Source organism: Leptospira noguchii serovar Panama str. CZ214, assembly GCF_000306255.2.
GTDB lineage: Bacteria > Spirochaetota > Leptospiria > Leptospirales > Leptospiraceae > Leptospira > Leptospira noguchii.
In genome coordinates, this window is sequence record NZ_AKWY02000033.1 from 1 (window position 1) to 16,365 (window position 16,365).

General features: G+C 34.9%; 15 protein-coding genes. 9 read left to right on the forward strand and 6 right to left on the reverse strand.

The annotated features are described in order from the left end of the window. A partial coding sequence (locus tag LEP1GSC059_RS16840; protein WP_020981122.1) for a M4 family metallopeptidase occupies positions 1-1,579 on the forward strand: 1,579 nt, incomplete at its 5' end. 234 nt (positions 1,580-1,813) lie between these two features. Here LEP1GSC059_RS16840 and LEP1GSC059_RS16845 read toward each other — a convergent pair. From LEP1GSC059_RS16845 to LEP1GSC059_RS16855, 3 genes are read right to left on the reverse strand one after another with little or no spacing between them, the layout of a single operon-like run. Further along, positions 1,814-3,280 carry a DUF2779 domain-containing protein gene (locus LEP1GSC059_RS16845; protein WP_337587755.1) on the reverse strand — a complete coding sequence of 489 codons (1,467 nt, stop codon included), beginning with the start codon at positions 3,278-3,280 and terminating at the stop codon, positions 1,814-1,816. Further along, positions 3,234-3,428, reverse strand: a complete 195-nt coding sequence (locus LEP1GSC059_RS24735; protein ID WP_036057884.1) for a hypothetical protein — start codon at positions 3,426-3,428, stop codon at positions 3,234-3,236. The genes LEP1GSC059_RS16845 and LEP1GSC059_RS24735 overlap by 47 nt, the downstream gene beginning before the upstream one ends. Beyond that, the gene (locus LEP1GSC059_RS16855) at positions 3,376-4,533 is read right to left on the reverse strand and encodes an ACP S-malonyltransferase (RefSeq protein WP_017213745.1); all 1,158 of its coding nucleotides are present in this window, start codon (positions 4,531-4,533) and stop codon (positions 3,376-3,378) included. Before LEP1GSC059_RS16855 ends, LEP1GSC059_RS24735 begins: the two co-directional genes overlap by 53 nt. Positions 4,534-5,239: 706 nt before the next feature. On the opposite strand from LEP1GSC059_RS16855, the gene LEP1GSC059_RS16860 reads away from it, so the two are divergent. From LEP1GSC059_RS16860 to LEP1GSC059_RS16895, 8 genes are read left to right on the forward strand one after another with little or no spacing between them, the layout of a single operon-like run. Then, a complete protein-coding gene (locus LEP1GSC059_RS16860) occupies positions 5,240-6,169 on the forward strand; it encodes an ABC transporter ATP-binding protein (protein WP_002176862.1) in 930 nt (309 codons plus the stop codon). 6 nt (positions 6,170-6,175) lie between these two features. After that, positions 6,176-6,904, forward strand: a complete 729-nt coding sequence (locus tag LEP1GSC059_RS16865) for an ABC transporter permease (RefSeq protein WP_002176860.1) — start codon at positions 6,176-6,178, stop codon at positions 6,902-6,904. Next, positions 6,901-8,910: a motility-associated ABC transporter substrate-binding family protein gene (locus tag LEP1GSC059_RS16870; protein WP_017213748.1), complete on the forward strand. Its 2,010-nt coding sequence runs from the start codon at positions 6,901-6,903 to the stop codon at positions 8,908-8,910. Before LEP1GSC059_RS16865 ends, LEP1GSC059_RS16870 begins: the two co-directional genes overlap by 4 nt. Positions 8,911-8,915: 5 nt before the next feature. Continuing rightward, positions 8,916-10,013 (forward strand): hypothetical protein, encoded by a 1,098-nt coding sequence (locus LEP1GSC059_RS16875; protein ID WP_017213749.1) that lies wholly within the window; start codon positions 8,916-8,918, stop codon positions 10,011-10,013. Continuing rightward, on the forward strand, positions 10,010-10,627 hold the full coding sequence (locus LEP1GSC059_RS16880) for a hypothetical protein (protein ID WP_002176869.1): 618 nt from the start codon (positions 10,010-10,012) through the stop codon (positions 10,625-10,627). The genes LEP1GSC059_RS16875 and LEP1GSC059_RS16880 overlap by 4 nt, the downstream gene beginning before the upstream one ends. Further along, positions 10,624-12,021 carry a UDP-N-acetylmuramate--L-alanine ligase gene (locus tag LEP1GSC059_RS16885; protein ID WP_020981109.1) on the forward strand — a complete coding sequence of 466 codons (1,398 nt, stop codon included), beginning with the start codon at positions 10,624-10,626 and terminating at the stop codon, positions 12,019-12,021. The genes LEP1GSC059_RS16880 and LEP1GSC059_RS16885 overlap by 4 nt, the downstream gene beginning before the upstream one ends. Beyond that, entirely contained in the window at positions 12,018-13,043 is a 1,026-nt protein-coding gene (gene pheS, locus LEP1GSC059_RS16890; RefSeq protein WP_002176899.1) for a phenylalanine--tRNA ligase subunit alpha, read from the forward strand. Before LEP1GSC059_RS16885 ends, pheS begins: the two co-directional genes overlap by 4 nt. A gap of 1 nt (position 13,044) precedes the next feature. Then, entirely contained in the window at positions 13,045-13,446 is a 402-nt protein-coding gene (locus LEP1GSC059_RS16895; RefSeq protein ID WP_002176898.1) for an acyl-CoA thioesterase, read from the forward strand. A gap of 176 nt (positions 13,447-13,622) precedes the next feature. Here LEP1GSC059_RS16895 and LEP1GSC059_RS16900 read toward each other — a convergent pair whose 3' ends face one another. From LEP1GSC059_RS16900 to LEP1GSC059_RS16910, 3 genes are all read right to left on the reverse strand, one after another. Beyond that, positions 13,623-14,471 carry a hypothetical protein gene (locus LEP1GSC059_RS16900; RefSeq protein ID WP_017213751.1) on the reverse strand — a complete coding sequence of 283 codons (849 nt, stop codon included), beginning with the start codon at positions 14,469-14,471 and terminating at the stop codon, positions 13,623-13,625. Positions 14,472-14,586: 115 nt separating this feature from the next. Next, on the reverse strand, positions 14,587-15,015 hold the full coding sequence (locus LEP1GSC059_RS16905; protein WP_017213752.1) for a hypothetical protein: 429 nt from the start codon (positions 15,013-15,015) through the stop codon (positions 14,587-14,589). A gap of 136 nt (positions 15,016-15,151) precedes the next feature. Further along, positions 15,152-15,748, reverse strand: a complete 597-nt coding sequence (locus LEP1GSC059_RS16910; RefSeq protein WP_017213753.1) for a dihydrofolate reductase family protein — start codon at positions 15,746-15,748, stop codon at positions 15,152-15,154. Positions 15,749-16,365: the final 617 nt, after the last annotated feature.

The window sequence follows — 16,365 nt, forward strand, 5'->3', positions numbered from 1 at the left end:
AACTCCTCCGGATACGAATTACGGAATTTGTTTTCCTGATCCGACTCCTTGTATCAAACAGGGATCAGCGTCGACTCGTTTTAGTGGAGTAAAAACGATTACGACTTGGACGGCAGATGAAGAAAATCATTATGAGTTGAAGGATTATTCCAGAGGTAAGGGAATTATTACGTATTCTTGGGAGTTTGTAGAAGAACCATTCATGGATATCTATTTTGCGACTGTTCCTATTGTTGATACTAGTAATAGTTGGACAAAGTTTGAATATCATGACGACTACAATCACGATGCGTTATTGGATGCACATTGGGGAATTGAAATGACTTATGATTATTTCAAATCCGTTCACAATTGGTTGGGTTATGATGGAGATGATAGCAAGGTAGTAAATAACGTACATTACATAGATTTGTTTGCTGCCAATAACGCGTTTTGGGATCCTACGACAGAAGAAATCTATTACATTTACTGTCCTCATAACAGCATATGTAAAACTTTTGGTGTTCCTAGAATATTAGATCCTACGTATGAAGACTTTACATCTTTGGATGTTACTTCTCATGAATTTGGACACGGTGTCAATGGAGCTATTGCAGGTCTTAATTATGATCCAGAGCCTTATGCATTGAATGAAGGTTTTAGTGATATTTGGAACATTGCTGTAAATAACTACGTAAACAAAGTTTTAGGAATGCAAAAAAATCTTTGGTTAATAGCGGATGAAACCGTTCCGGGAGGTGGTATGCGTTCTGCGGAAAATCCGAAATCTACTACAGTATTGTATCCGGGACCAAATACGTATTACGGAGATCTTTGGGATTTTGAAAATAATGAACCCCATACAAACAGTCTAGTCTTGAGTCATTGGTTTTATACTTTATCTAAAGGAAAACAAGGAACCAACGATCATCATTGTGGATATAATGTTTCGGGAATCAGCGTCGAAAAGGCGGAAAAAATCGCCTATAAGTCGCTTCATCAACTTTTCCCTACAGCGGGTTATTCTTCTGCAAGGACTGCAGCTATTTATTCAGCTAAAGCCTTATATGGTAAGTTTTCATCAGAAGTAAAAAGTACAATCGATGCTTGGGATGCAGTAGGTGTTCCGGCGGAGACAACTTCTCGTGGGGGACAAGGAATGGTCAAACCACAACACTATATTACTTTTGTAAAACTTTCTGATTTAGAAAAAAGCTCCGGAAATGATTGTGGGTACAAGGACAATTCATACTTACATCCGACTATATATCTAGGGGCGAGCTATAATATGCTGTTGTCGAGCGAAGGTTCGCCAAGTAATCCACCTAAAGCACATAGATGGAGAGTATGGATCGATTTCAATCGGGACGGTAGTTATGATTTTTCAGAAATGGTAGTTCAGGATTCTATCATTGATACGCTTGGAGGAACGCTTCAAAAAACGATAAAGATTCCATCGACTGCACTTACTGGGGATACTAAAATGAGAGTTTCTATGAAGGCTGTTGAAGGCAATGAGGGTTATCCACGTGTTGATGAATCCTTTTCCGAAGGAGAAGTTGAAGATTACTCAATAACCATTAAAAATTTCAGTTTTTAGAAATCTCTAATATAATTGCGAATTTGATTATAAAATCGGCTCAAATACAAAACGTTGAGTCGATTTTTGCAAAAATGTCTGAATTTTTTTCACGTATAAAATTTTCTAAGGTTTCTCTTTTAGAAAATAATAAATTAAATTTACTGAATATTTTTAAAATATAATTTAATTATCAAAATTAATAAAAGTTGTTTCAGATTTTGATTTGAGTCAAAGTCGGTAAATTTGTTTCTTTTATGATCCGGTTTTGATCCATTCCGAAATTTTACGTAGAATTAAAATCATTGCGTAGGTATCCAATTTACAGTATTCGATTAGATTTTTTTCTACTTCTTTTTTTTCGTTTTCGGACATAGGTTCCGTTTTGGCCCTTAGAAATTCAGAGTTTGCCATTTGGCCGGATTGTATTTCCAAGTTTTTATAATTTCGACCTGTAATAATCGGAAGAATTGTTTTTAAGGACGTACTTCCTTTTTGATCTGGATGATAGTATTCGTATCCCCAAAATGGCGTAGCTAAGTCTAGAAAATTATCTTGAATCGACTTAAGCCAATCCTTATATTCTGGAAAAATCGCTGCCGATTCGTCTAAACATCTTTTTTCGAACTTATCATTAAAACAAATAATAGTTCCTTTCGGCGAAACCCACTCTTGCAGTTTTTCTAATATTCCTTTTCTTGGATCTACAATTTCATTGTCTATATAATAAAAATTTTCCGGTTCTTGGAAAAGATCCTTACGAATTACGTGTAACGAAAATAAAAAAGGAACGTGTTGGAATGGATAAGTTTTAGGATAAACCGGAATTGGAGGATTGATCGATTCAAAATCTAAAAAATGGATTGGATAACGTATTTTTTCAAAAAGTTCAATAAAAACTTTTTGATTTATAAACGGTTTTCCAGTCTGCATCGTTTGAATCTGTATTTTTTGACGACTGGTTAAACTTTCAGTTTCTTGAATGTCTTTTAGATAAAGGATTCCTTGTTTGTAAAATTTTAAGGATTCGATCTTTCCTTCTCTAAGTGTGAAAATGTCTCCTGGAATTTTTCGTGCCAGACAAATTTCTGGATACGAACAATCTCTAGGGTGAGAACATAGATTGCTCGCGAAACGAGGTGGAAGATTTTTTCTCGAAATAAGTTCAAATAAAGAATAAGCGTATTCTTTTGTTTCTTTTTCTTTAAGAAAAACTTCGTTTGTAACGTCTTTACGAACAAAAAAGGAATCGATGTGGATTTCATCCTCAAATTGAAATTTAGAATTTACAAAAAGAAGAGAACATTTAGAAATCCGAAACCCGGCTTCCTCCGCTACAAACCTTTGAAATGCAATTTCCGGAATATGCTGTTTTTTGAATGAACTCGAAGCTTTAAGAGCAACGATTTCAAAAGTCCCAGGTATTTCTTTGTTTGGAAGAATATATTCTGTTTTCATTATGAACTTTTCAGTTTCCAAACAAGCAGATCTGACGCTTTTTCCAGATTTTAAAAGTTTTCTCGTTTCTATATCCGAATAACGGACGTTTTTAGAATTAGGAAAAAAGGAATGAGAAAAATCTCTTAAAAGTGATTTTTGTTTTGGGGAAATGTATTGATGTTCAAAAGGATTATAATCTGGATGAGGTTGATACGTGTTTAACCAGAGAAGATACTCACACTGAAGTCCTGTTATAAAATCCGATTTGGTGAGTTTTGAAATTGCTCCTTTGGATCTTTTCAGAGGGAGATTTACCCATTCCGAAAAAAAATTTCGAAATGAGTAAATCCATTTTAGAATTAAAACCCTTTGGTTTTTCAGGCCAATAGAACCTTGATATCCTTAGGACTGGAAACCGCGTAGATTTTATTTTCAGAAGTTCCCATGTTTGCTTGAGTCAATTTCTGACTTACCACACTTGGCCCAAAATCGATACCGGTAACGTTTGTTGCGGTAATAAAAGGTTTAACCGCCTTGTCCCAATAAAGTGTTTTAATCAACATCTCTCTAAAAAGTGGAATTCCAAGTTCAGAGTCGGATTGCATGTTTCTTCCATCAAAGATAGAATAAACTGGAATTTTCAAATCGGAACCTTTAAAATTAAAACCGATTCTTTCCATATCCGACGGAATGGTTTTGTTTGTATCTTCCATATGAGGAGAATGGAAAGGGGCGGTAGTTCTCAGGTAAACGAATTTCACTTTTTTTTCGTCCATTTCTGATTTGAATTGTTTACGAAATTCTAATAGAGATTCTGGACTTCCGGAAACAATATTAGAATCGGGAGTATTGTAAAGGCTCACATAAATCGCTTTGCTTCCATTTAAACCCAAAGAGTTGTTTGTTTGTTTAACTCTATCTTCCAATTCTTTTTGAGAGTAACCGATCACTGCAACCATAGGAGCTGGTTGTTTGTCGCCCACTTCTTCGTTTGCTTTGAGAAGTGTTTCGGAAGGATTGTAAGTGCCTACAAGTTCTTGCGCTCTATAACCGATATACAAAACAAACTTTAAGAATTTGGAAAATGCAGAATAAAAATCCGAACCTTCTTTACCAAGCGCGATTAACGCAGAAGAGATAACTCCTTGGCTATGTCCGGTAGCGCCAATCGAATTAGAGATCAATTCGGAAACTGGAAAACCTTTGTTTGTGAACGCTACGTAATTTCCCATTTGAGCCAGAAAAATTCCTACGATAGAAACGGGCGCACTACAGAGATAGTTTTCGTCCGGAGCCGAATCTGGATTTTTAACCCAACTTTCAAAATCGTAACCGCTGTAGATGATTTTTTTATCGAGTTTGGGAACTTCTTCTGCGATGGCTTTAAAAGAGACATCAAAGAATTCTTTGAGAGAAGGTTCTGACTCGTAAAGTTTAGAGATTTCTTTTAAAAAGGGGGAACCTTGTCCTCCGAATTGCAAAAAGAGTTTTCCTCCACTTGCTTTGACTTGATTCAAAAAGTTTGCGATTGCCATGAACTTTTGTTTTCCTTAGGTGTTTAAGGATGGATCTCGTTTTATAAGTGGTTCCGCAATTCTTTTTTATCTTTTGAAACCAGCAGATATTTTACTGGCGGTGTGGAAATTAGGATCGTTTTTTGATAGTAAGTGAGTAATAAAAAACTCTGCTAATAAAGATAAAAAAGTTTGAAAGAGGCACTTTTTAAGCGACACCTACAAAAACAACATACCTCAAAAGTGACCGTAATTTATAGGAACTCTTACGTCAAATTTCCGTTAAATCAAATTTTTGCATAGAATCTCTGTTTTGGGCTATCTCTAATTCAAAATTCATTTTATAGAAATTTACTTATGAATCGGCACATAAAAAATAATACTATTTTTACGCGTCAGTAGTATTTAGAAGCTTGTTCGTTTCGTTGAACAAGGATTTGATGAAGAACTTTCGTTTTATAATTATAAAATCCTAATTTTTTAAGATAAGAATTCTGCAAAAATTTTAGGGAACGAATGAGCCAATTGTTTTGGTCTAAACATTTAACTTCGGGTTGATTCCGTTTTGCAAGTTTGGAAAAGTTCTATCGTGAGAAAATAGGTTGACCCAATCTCCCAAAGCTTTTTCTATTTTTTCTAAATCCTACTATAAAAGTAAGATTTAGAAATTCTATCAAGATCGGATCTCCTGAGTAATGGAAAATATACCGATAACAGTTGAAACAAAATGATCAAAGTTAAAAACCTATCTAAATTCTATGGCAAAAAACTTGCTATAGATCGTCTGAATTTTGAGTTGGGAGAAGGAGAGATCGTAGGTCTTCTCGGTTTGAACGGAGCCGGAAAAACGACTACGATTCGAATTCTTACCGGATATTTGATCGCGTCAGACGGGATTTGCGAGATCGATGGAATCAACACGTTTGAGAATCCACTTGAAGTAAAAAAGAAAATCGGCTATTTACCCGAAACACCGCCACTTTATCCAGAACTTTCGGTTCAAGACTATTTAAAGTTTGCTGCAAGAATCAAACAAGTTTCTTCCGAGTTAATCGATTCTGAGATTGATAGAGTTTGTGAAAGAACTTTTTTAACCGATGTTCGTAAGAATGACATCGAAACTCTTTCGCTCGGATTTAGAAAGAGAGTCGGAATCGCACAGGCCTTACTTGGAAATCCTAGAATCGTAATTTTAGATGAACCTGTTTCTGGACTCGATCCAAAGCAGATTGTTGAAATTAGAAATCTAATTCATTCTTTGAAGGATGGGCATACAATTTTACTTTCGAGTCATATCCTTCCCGAAGTTTATAAAACCTGCAACCGTTTCCTATTTTTGCATCAAGGTAGAATGGTATATCAAAGAGATAGAAAACAACTCGAAGAAGAGATGGAAAAAGTTTCGGGTCTTGAAGTGACTCTTTCAGGAGCGGATTCTGAATCCGGTAAGAAATATCTTTCATCTTTTCCTGGAGTAAGCGCGGATAAAATTCAACCTATTGGAGAAGATTCTAGAGGAAACACGTTTTTAGTTTCCACTTCTACTGAAAGGGAATTTAAGGAAAAACTTTTTGCATCCGCTTCTTCTTCTCCTCGTTTGGAATACATTCGCAAACAAGAAGTTACCTTAGAACAGATTTTTATGAATCAGGTTTAAAAAATTATGTTTCAAAATATTAAATGGATTTTTTTCAAAGAAGTAAAGGTGTTCTTCGGAACTTTTATGGCTCCGTTGGTTTTTGGCGGGACCGCCTTTTTAAATTCTCTTTTCGTATTAATTTTAAATTTTAATTCGGGTACAAACTACGTCGATACAACTGTTATTACCTTTCTTTCCTTTATGTCGACGATCATCATTTCAATGTTGATACTTGCCATGGGAAGTATCACAGAAGAAAAAAATCGGGGAACACTTGAATTTCTTTTTACGGCCCCAGTCACCGATTTGGAAATTGTAGCGGGTAAGTTCGCGTTCGGAACTTTGATCTGTTTTTTAATTTCTGTTTTTGTAAACGGATTGTTTCCTATATTTCTTTATTCTTTTTGGAAGGCTCCAATTTATATCGTTGTTTCGGGAACGATAGGAGTTTTTCTTTTAGGAATTTTTTCTTTTGCGGTAGGGCTTTTTGGAAGCAGTTTAGGAAAAAATCAAATGATCTCTTTATTGATTTCCATTGTGATCATTTTAACCCTTTGGGTTTCTGGATATTTTTCGTATTTATTCGATTCGGTGACTAGAAAAATTCTTTATCACCTTCATATATTTTCGCATTTTATCGCGTTTTGTAAAGGAGTTCTACCTTTGAATGGAATCGTATTCTTTGTAAGTGGTGCATTATTCTTTCTTTATCTGACTGTAAAAGTTTTGGAATCTAGGAGATGGAGAGGATGAAAACCATATTGTTAAGAATTTTTCCTTGGGTTTCGCTCGCTTCTTTATTTCTCTATTTTCCGATTAGGGACAGTATACAATTACCCGCCAGTCGTTGGCTTTGGTTGGGTCTTGTATTAGCAATTTTAATATTAGAACCTGCTTATAGATGGCTTCAGAAAAAGAATATTCAAGAAGAATGGAATTCTTATATAGCTGCAGGCTTGGGCTTGGGTGCTTTCGGGATTTATCATCTTAGAGTATTTTTAGAAGAACTTGCGTTGAAGTCCAATTCTGTCGGATCCGGAAACGAAAGAATTCGAGAAATTCTTTTGGTACTTTTGATACTTTCTCTGATAGGATTTTTAATTCTAACTTTGTTAAAAGAATTAGGAAAAGATTCCGCGGGTGCTCAGAGTGTTTTAAAAACTTCAAAACAAGCGTTAGTCAGATATTTTATTATGAACTTGGCGATCGTTTTTGTAGTTCTTGTAATTGTAAATTACATTTCTGTAATGCGAAATCACAACTTTGATCTAAGTTCTAAGGGACAGTATTCCTTTAGTCCGGCCGCGATTAAAATTTTAAAGAACGTAAACAAAGAAGTAGATGTAGTCGCTTTTTATCCAAGACCTTTGGAAAACTCTCCTTCGAGCGAAAAGGCAAATTCTTTTTCTTTAAGAAGAATCCGGCCCGATTTAGAGATCTATTTGGATCAACTGAAATCTTTAAGTCCTCAGTTTAAGGTTCGTTTTATAAACGCAGATGTAGAGTTAGACGAACTCGCTGAGTTCGGTCAGGTTTCTAACGGAGTCATTTTGTTAAGAACTAAAAAACCTTTGGCAGAGGCAACGGGAAAACAATACGCAGAACAAAGGCTTTCCGTCCGAGAAAAAAACGATCTGGAAGATTTAGAACGTAAGATAGTACAAGCGGTAGTAAATATAACAACCGAAGAAAAAAATATCTATTTTACTCAATCGAATGGAGAAAGATTTTCACCTATCTTTCAAAATCTTCCAAATGAAAAAGTTGGAATTTTATCCAACTCTTTGAGTTTTTTAAACTTTAAAGTAAAAGGGCTTGGAATTGCAGAAGGCTGGCCGTCTCGGATTCCGGAAGATGCGGACGTTCTGATGATTGCCGGACCTACGGTTGCTTTTTCGAAAGAGGCTCAGAGTTCTCTCATCGATTTTATAGAAAAGAAAAAAGGAAAAGTTTTAATCACGATCGATCCAAAAGGAACCGAAAATTTTGGATGGCTTTTAGAAAAATCTGGATATGAGTTTGTAAAAGGTCCACTTTCTCAAGTACAGGGACAAGCGGGGATGGTACTTGCAAAGTCTTTTAAGAAACATCCGATTGAAGAGGCGTTAACTAGAAAAGACACGGGCGCCATGTTTCCGTTTACAGGTTATTTTGTTCCGCAGACAAACCAAGGACCGGGCGGAAAAAATCTAGAAGCGTATTCTTTGATGGAATCTGGTGGAGACGCTATATTAGATAAAAATAATAATGGAAAGTTGGATGCAGGAGAGGAAAAAAGAAACGTAATATTAGGAATGGTTTTAAAAACGGTTCTGAAAGTTCAAAAAGAATCGGCCGCAACAAACTCAAAAACGGATGAATCAAAACAAGATCCACAAAAAGATTTGAGTTCTATGGGATTGAATCCCGAGCAAGAAACTGTTTCACAAAACTCCGAAATCCAAAAAGATATTTCTCAAAATACGAATGTAGATTCAAAGGAAGAAGGAAGAGTAGTGATCTTTTCTGGAACTTCTTGGATCACAGATCAGTTCATTTCTTACGGAGTGAATTATGAACTTGCAACTTCTTCGATTACTTGGATGTACCAAGACCTTTCTCTGTCTTCTATTCAACCGAAAAAAGAAGAAGTAAACACAGTTTCCTTGACCGAAGTTCAAAAACGAGTTGTTTGGATTTTAGGAATGTTTATTTTTCCAGGGTTGATTGCGTTTGTTTCTTCGGCGATGCTCATTCAAAAACGTAGAAAAGAAGGATAAGAATCTTGAAACGTTGGCTTTTTTTACTTTTCGCGTTAGTCGCTCTTGTTTTCATTTTTTTCTTTTTAGAAGAAAAAAAAGAGGAACGTTCAGAGGTTTCCTTTTGGGAAATTGATATAGACGAAATTGAATATCAACCGCCTACAAATTCTTGGGACGGAGACGACGTTTCCATGTTTTATAAGTCTCCTATTTTTCTTAAAAAAAGAAAGGGAATCAGTGAAAGTGGAAACTTTCTTACGATCGAATCCAAGGATTTAGAAACGGGAGATACGATCATATTTGAAGGTGGGTATAATTCTGAAAATATTTTCAGAGAGCTTTCGGTTTTAAAAGTAAAAGGAGTGGAACCCATTCAAGGCGAAGAAATTCCCACCTCACTCCAATTAAACGAAAACTCCCCAAAGATCTTTTTAAAATCTTCCGGTAAGACTCTGAAAAAAATTTGGATCGGAAAAAAGAAAACTGGAGATTCCACTAGAATCGTAAAAGTAGGAAACGAAATTTTAATCATCCAAGCGAATACGGCAGATCGTTTTACAAGAGGAATTGGAGAATTTAGACAGAAACAACTCATAAATTTAAAAGACGAGTCAGTTGTTGAAACGATTTGGGAAGAAGAAGGAAAAACCATTCATCTGGATAATCACCCGTTTAAGGAAAAGACGATAAAGAAAAATTTTTGGAGAAGACTTTCCGGTAAACTCATAACTTTGGAACAAACTTTGGGAGATTCTTGGAACAGCCAAGTTGTAGGTCAACTCGTGGAATTGTATCCAGACGATCCGAGTGGAGCTGGTTATGCGGTCGCCAAACGTCTGACTGAGGTTCCGGCGGAAGTTTCACTCAAAATTCGAATTTCCAATGGAGATTGGATTACATTACGTTATTATCCTAAAACGAATATCAATTCAATCGAATATCGACCTGCGATTCGAATCATAAACGGTAAATTTTCAGAACCTCCTTTTTATATTCGAGAAGATAGTTTCTTGCGATTAAAAGAAGTTGTGGGGAATTTGGAAAAAGCGGAACAGAAAAAGGAACCTCTAAATCAGAATGATCAGAACAGGTTTCCTAAAAATTCAATCCCCAAAAAATGATCGCAGATAAAAAACAAGATTTCTCAGACGTAAGAACCGAACTACTTCAAAAAGTTTTTAAGTTTCCTGAAGACGCTTTTGATCTTTATCAAAAGACGGAAGGATTTGGTTATTTTGAAATTTTAAGAACTCATTTTCTACTTTGGGTTCTTGCACCAACTGCAAAAATACTATCCAATTTCTTTTTTTCGATTCTTTCTTTTATTCGATACGAAGAAGGTGAGTGGAGTTTGTTTTCGGGAGTTCTATTTTCTTTTGTGATGTATCCTGCGGTTTTGTTTTTGGTTATTCAGTTCGACGTGTTTCGGGTTTTTATAAAAAAAGTTGATCGAACCAAAGGGGAAATTCTTCCACCTGCAAATATATTACTAATTTCTTTTATACCATTTAGCGCTTCTTCGATATTTTGGATTTTACCTTCACCGTTACAGGCCGTATTGATCTCGACTTCGTTTTTTTTATCTTGTGCGCTTTCTGTTCGCAGTTTGAAAAAAAAATTAAATTGGGATAATAAAGAAATTCTAATATTCTTTTTATCTGGATCTGCCTATTTTTTGACAGGGATATTGTTTTTAACCGTTATCTATAATCTAATCAGGACAATTCTCAATTGAAGATTTATTTAATCGGAATTGGTGGTATTGCGATGGGTAACCTCGCCTATATGCTTCAAAAAAGTGGGTACGAGGTTTCTGGTTCGGATGCGGGAGTTTATCCTCCTATGTCGGATAAATTGAAAGAATGGGGAATTCCGTATTTTGAAGGCTTTAAAGCGGAGAATCTTAAAGGCCAGGATCTGGTCGTAGTAGGAAACGCGATTTCCAGAGGAAATCCGGAAGTAGAAGAAATGCTCAATTTAGGAATGGATTATATTTCCATGCCAGCAGCAATTGGGAAATTTTTTCTCAAAGGAAAAAAAGTAATTGTAGTCGCCGGGACCCACGGTAAGACCACGACTACATTCTTAATTCATCATATACTAAAAGAGAATGGAGTTGAACCCGGATTGTTTGTGGGAGGAATTCGGAAAGATGGTCTACCCGGATTTGAATTGGGAAATGGATCTTATTTTGTAATAGAAGGAGACGAATACGACACAGCGTTTTTTGATAAGTCTTCTAAATTTTTACATTATAGGCCCACCTATGCGGTGTTAAACGCATTAGATTTTGATCATGCGGATATCTTTCCGGATATTACAGCAATCGAAACTATGTTCAAACGTTTAATCAATTTAGTTCCTGGAAACGGAAAAATTTTTTATTGGAGTGGTTCTGGTTCTCTTAAAAAACTAGTTCAACACGTTTCGTTTACAAAGGTAGAAGGATTTGAATGGAATCGTAGAGATTCCTCTCTTTCTTGGAAAAAACACGAACTTTTTTGGGAAGATCAAAAATTAAATCCGTCTTTATTCGGAGACCATAATTATAGAAACATAGAAGTTGCAATTCGAGTTTGTTCCGAAATTTTGAAAAATCAAAACCCTTCCGGTTATAAAGAAGGGATTACAAAGGCGATTGATTCTTTTCCGGGTGTTAAAAGAAGACAGGATATACTTTTTCAATCTTCGAACGCGATTGTAATGGAGGATTTTGCACATCATCCGGTTGCAGTACACGAAACAATTCATGCAGTTAAAAAAAAATTTCACGGTTATAAAATTATTTCTTTGTTTGAACCTAGAAGTGCAACCTCTCATCGAAATGTATTTCAAAAAGAATATTCATATTCCTTTATAGGTTCCGATTTAACTATTCTTACTGAAATCCATAATCTAAAAAAAGTATCCAAAGATATTCGTCTGGATGTAAAAAAGTTAGTTCAAAAACTTTTAAAAAATTCCAAAACAATTCCAGTTTATGCAAAGGATCCTAAAGAGTTACTCGTTAAACTTGAGAAAATGATTTCACAATTTACGGGTCAAAAAATTCTAATCTTAGCCATGTCCAACGGATCTTTCGGAGGTATTTATCCAGGGCTTGTTGAATTGGCTCGGAAACACGTATGAACTTGTCTGAAGAACTCGATTTTATCTATAAAGAAGCGATTCAAAAAATCGGTTCTTCTATATCCGAAGAAGATTTAGATAAAAATAAAAATGATTTTATCGGAAAAAAAGGAAAGTTAACTGCTGTTTTAAAGAACGTTGCTTCTCTTTCTATTGAAGAAAAAAAAACGGTCGGACAAAAAGCAAATGAACTTTCTAAAAAACTAGAAACATTCGTTTCCGAAACTAAAACCTCTTTAAAGAAAAAACTTTTTGAAAAGCAGGCAGCTTCTGAGTTTTTTGACGTTCTTCGCCCTCTTTCTAAACCTTCGAATGGCAGTTTGCATCCAATCACTCAGATTCAATACGAAATAGAAGACATTTTTGCTTCTATGGGTTTTAGCATAATGGACGGCCCGGAGATCGAAACCGATACTAATAACTTTGGGGCTTTGAACTTTACGGAAGATCATCCTGCTAGAGAAATGCAAGATACGTTTTATCTTGAAAATGGAAATCTTTTAAGGACTCATACTTCAGCGATCCAAGTAAGAACATTAAGAAAATTGAAACCTCCTTTTAGGATTATTGCACCTGGTAGAGTCTTTCGTTATGAGGAAGTAGACGCTTCTCATGAACATACTTTTTATCAGATCGAAGGAATGGTCGTAGGTAAAGATATTTCTGCGGCGAACCTGATTGATACGATGCAGGTTTTGCTTTCTAGAATTTTTGAAAAGGAGATCAAAACTAGACTTAGACCTGGATATTTTCCTTTTGTGGAGCCTGGTTTTGAATTGGATATAAATTGTCTTGTTTGTGACGGAAAGGGTTGTCCTGTTTGTAAACAATCCGGATGGTTGGAGCTTTTACCTTGTGGACTTATTCATCCTAACGTTCTTTCTCACGCTGGATTGGATCCAAAAGAATGGACTGGTTTTGCGTTTGGCCTTGGGCTTGATAGGTTAGTAATGATGCGCTATGGAATCCACGACATTCGTTATTTTCAATCTGGCAATCTGAGGTTCTTAAAACAATTCTAATATGATTTCTACACCCATTCAAACTCGATGGATGGATATGGACCCGTTTGCTCATGTAAGTAATTCTGTATTTGTAGCTTATCTTGAAATTGGAAGAGTCGATTATTGCAAACGTCGTTTGAATGTAAAAGAGATTTTTGAAGTCCCGTTTATTTTAGCGAGAATTGAAATTGATCTTAAAAAATCCATCGAGATACATCATCAAGTAGAAGTACAAACTTCGGTTGTTCGGATCGGAAATAAATCTTGGGATTTTCAGTCAGTAATTTTAGAATCGAACACGAAAGAAATTTTTGCTGTGGCAAAAACGGTTCAAGTCGCTTTTGATCACATGAACAAGATCAGTATTCCAATTCCGCATAATGTTCGAGCAGTTTTGGAAGAGGATTTGAAAGAGTTCTAAAAAATGTAATTTGTGATAATTTCCACGCTTTAGGAAACTTCAGATTTTAACTTTTTTCAGAAAATGTATCGTGAATCCCTTACGCCGAAGGTATATTGAAAAACTTGAATTCGAAATTAAGAAACAACTAATGTCTATTCACTGTCAAAGCTTTAAATTGTAGCAGCAAACAAAAGTTAGGTTTTTTTACCTCGATACTTTTGAACCAATTCATTAAACGTAACAATATATTTTTCGAGTTTAATTTTATCTATATCAGAATTTAGTAATGGTTTTCCCTTGCCATTAACGATTACGTCTAAGGTTTTTTCTCTATTATCAACTATAGGATTTTTAAGTTTTATAAACGGTTCCAGTGACGAAGATTCAATATCCGGTCTAACTGCTCGCAACCAAGCAATTTGTTCAGTTGTAAATAGATTAGTGTTAAAGTGAAGAGATTTTAATTCTTTTGTCTTTTCCAAATAGGAGATGTCATTATCCTTTAGTTTTTTTAGATTAAAATCTAAGAATTTTAATTTTTTACAATGTACTAAAGGTGATAATGACTCTACAACGAATTTCGTCCATACTTTGTTCCCAAAATGTATTTCTTCAATTGTTTCCGAAGATGCAAAATCGGTAAGTTCATGTATACGCGTGAAATCATCTAGGGCAACTCCTTTAAGTGAAAAGTTCTTAGACATATTCCATAATCGGACTGCACGTTGATTCCAATAAAATAATATATATTGAATACTTTTAAGCTTACTTAAAGTGGAAAGGTCCTCGACTAAGGGGCACTTCCAAAAGTAAATGGCTTCAAATTGAGATGCGTAATTTTCAATAAAATAATCGAAAGTATCTTGACGCAATCCGCTAATTTGAATTGTTTTTGCGTGTGGATTGGATTTAATTGTGTCTATCCTCTCTTTTAAGATTTTTCCTCCGGAAATATCATCTTCAATTAAGTTAAGAACACCATCATTATTCTTATACACTTTTTCCAAATAGTATATTAAGGATTTATTTTTATCGTAGTTCATAATAATTTTCTTAATGTCTGAAAGTTGTCAATTTTTATCTAACGACTGAATTTGTTGATGACGCGCTTCTATTTGGATACGCAGATGCTTTGTAAATCTAAATTGCATGTATTAATTAAAAATTTTTAATATTATTTAGTAATAAAAACGTATATGATTTAGCTATAATATTGAAAATATCATCGTACGTTGATAAGCAATAATGTCTTATTTCTCCCCAATCTAACCTTATTGGTAATTTTTTTATATAATTTGAATTTTCTATTTCTTCAAATATACTTGCACTATCTTCAGCTTTAATAAATTCATTTTCAATTGCACAATATGTATCTAATTCTGAATGAAATAGTGAGATTACCTCATTAAAAACAATGTTAAAGTTATATTCTTGCCCTCTATCTATTTCTCCAATGATTGAATTGTCCGTAATATTACACAAAAACGTGATTTTGGAACTTTTCCATTCAATTCCATTTAATATTATACCGTCTCGAAAATTTTTAAAAATTCCAATAGGCGTTTTTATAGCTATAGCTTTTTCCATTTTATCTTTCCATTACAATTTATCTATGTAAGTTGTACATAACGATTATATTTTGATTCTTTTGATATGTGAGAATGAAAGTCCGATAAACTGAAAATATAAAAGTTGAATATATACTTTGTGATTGAGAGACGATTTAAAAACTTCCGGTTGTTACAGCGCCTGCACGCTCGTAATTCACGATAATGATACCATTTGGAGAAATTTGGCTATCTGTCACCTTGAACGCAGCCGGGATTGTACCATCAACAAACAAGCGTTTCCCTCTGCCCAAGGTAAGAGGGTATATTTTTAGCCAGAATTCATCGACTAAATCGTGTTTCATGAGAGTCTGAACGAGATTAGCACTTCCGTAAACGTGTAAATTTGGCCCGTGTTGTTGTTTGAGTTTATTGATTTTTTCGACAATGTCTCCGCCTAAAAACACCGAAGGCTGCCATTTGCTAGAAATCATAGTATTTGAGACTACATATTTGGTCGCTGACATTACGCCCGGCCAAACGTCTGCATGTTGCGGCCAGTAAGGTGCCCAAATTTCAAAAGTTTTGCGTCCTAACAACAGATCAAACGGCATGTTCATCTGCTGCTTCATGACCGTTCCAATTACATTGTCAGAATACGGAACTTGCCACCCACCATACGGGAAGCCACCGCTGGTATCTTCCTCTGGTCCGCCTCCGGCTTGTATAACACCGTCAAGTGTGAGGAATTCAAGTACAATAATTTTTCTCATGATCGGGTTCCTTATAAGATTCATTCCGACTTAATTAAGAACAAAAGTTTGTATTTGTCAACGGTATTTGATTAGACTCACGCAGTTCATTCATTCGAATAGAATAGAACCGTTTCCAACGCGCGCATATTAGTTATTTCTTTTTTAGCATATTTCTTATCTCTCAAGATACTTTGAATAATATTTGTTTCTGGCTTTTGAGATAAATCACGTAGCAACGAGTTATAATGATGATAATTCTCTACGCTATTAATGTTATGATATGGCCTATCTTTATCAAAAAGGGTTTTGTACACATTTGAATCCCATATTGCATACATTTTTGGATTTAAGAAATGCAAAAATTTACTTCCACCTACAATAGAGTTATTTATTCTTTCTTTAATTAAATTAAGAAATTCTATAGAATCATTTCCAGCCTTTATATTTTTTTATAATACTCATAATCATCTTCATTTGAAAATTTACAATGCAAAATAGTTGGCATCCAACCATACACGATATGTGCAATTACTACGACTGTTTTTCTGTCAAATTCTTCTATACTATGGATAAATTCAAGTATATCATGATAAACTGATATATATTGATCATCAGGATTAGTGTGTAAGTTATGA

Excerpts from the sequence above, each read along its gene's own strand:
- LEP1GSC059_RS16855 (WP_017213745.1), bottom strand. The coding sequence starts at position 4,533 with ATGGCAATCGCAAACTTTTTGAATCAAGTCAAAGCAAGTGGAGGAAAA.
- LEP1GSC059_RS16860 (WP_002176862.1), top strand. The coding sequence starts at position 5,240 with ATGATCAAAGTTAAAAACCTATCTAAATTCTATGGCAAAAAACTTGCT.
- LEP1GSC059_RS16865 (WP_002176860.1), top strand. The coding sequence starts at position 6,176 with ATGTTTCAAAATATTAAATGGATTTTTTTCAAAGAAGTAAAGGTGTTC.
- LEP1GSC059_RS16870 (WP_017213748.1), top strand. The coding sequence starts at position 6,901 with ATGAAAACCATATTGTTAAGAATTTTTCCTTGGGTTTCGCTCGCTTCT.
- LEP1GSC059_RS16880 (WP_002176869.1), top strand. The coding sequence starts at position 10,010 with ATGATCGCAGATAAAAAACAAGATTTCTCAGACGTAAGAACCGAACTA.
- pheS (WP_002176899.1), top strand. The coding sequence starts at position 12,018 with ATGAACTTGTCTGAAGAACTCGATTTTATCTATAAAGAAGCGATTCAA.
- LEP1GSC059_RS16895 (WP_002176898.1), top strand. The coding sequence starts at position 13,045 with ATGATTTCTACACCCATTCAAACTCGATGGATGGATATGGACCCGTTT.
- LEP1GSC059_RS16900 (WP_017213751.1), bottom strand. The coding sequence starts at position 14,471 with ATGAACTACGATAAAAATAAATCCTTAATATACTATTTGGAAAAAGTG.
- LEP1GSC059_RS16905 (WP_017213752.1), bottom strand. The coding sequence starts at position 15,015 with ATGGAAAAAGCTATAGCTATAAAAACGCCTATTGGAATTTTTAAAAAT.
- LEP1GSC059_RS16910 (WP_017213753.1), bottom strand. The coding sequence starts at position 15,748 with ATGAGAAAAATTATTGTACTTGAATTCCTCACACTTGACGGTGTTATA.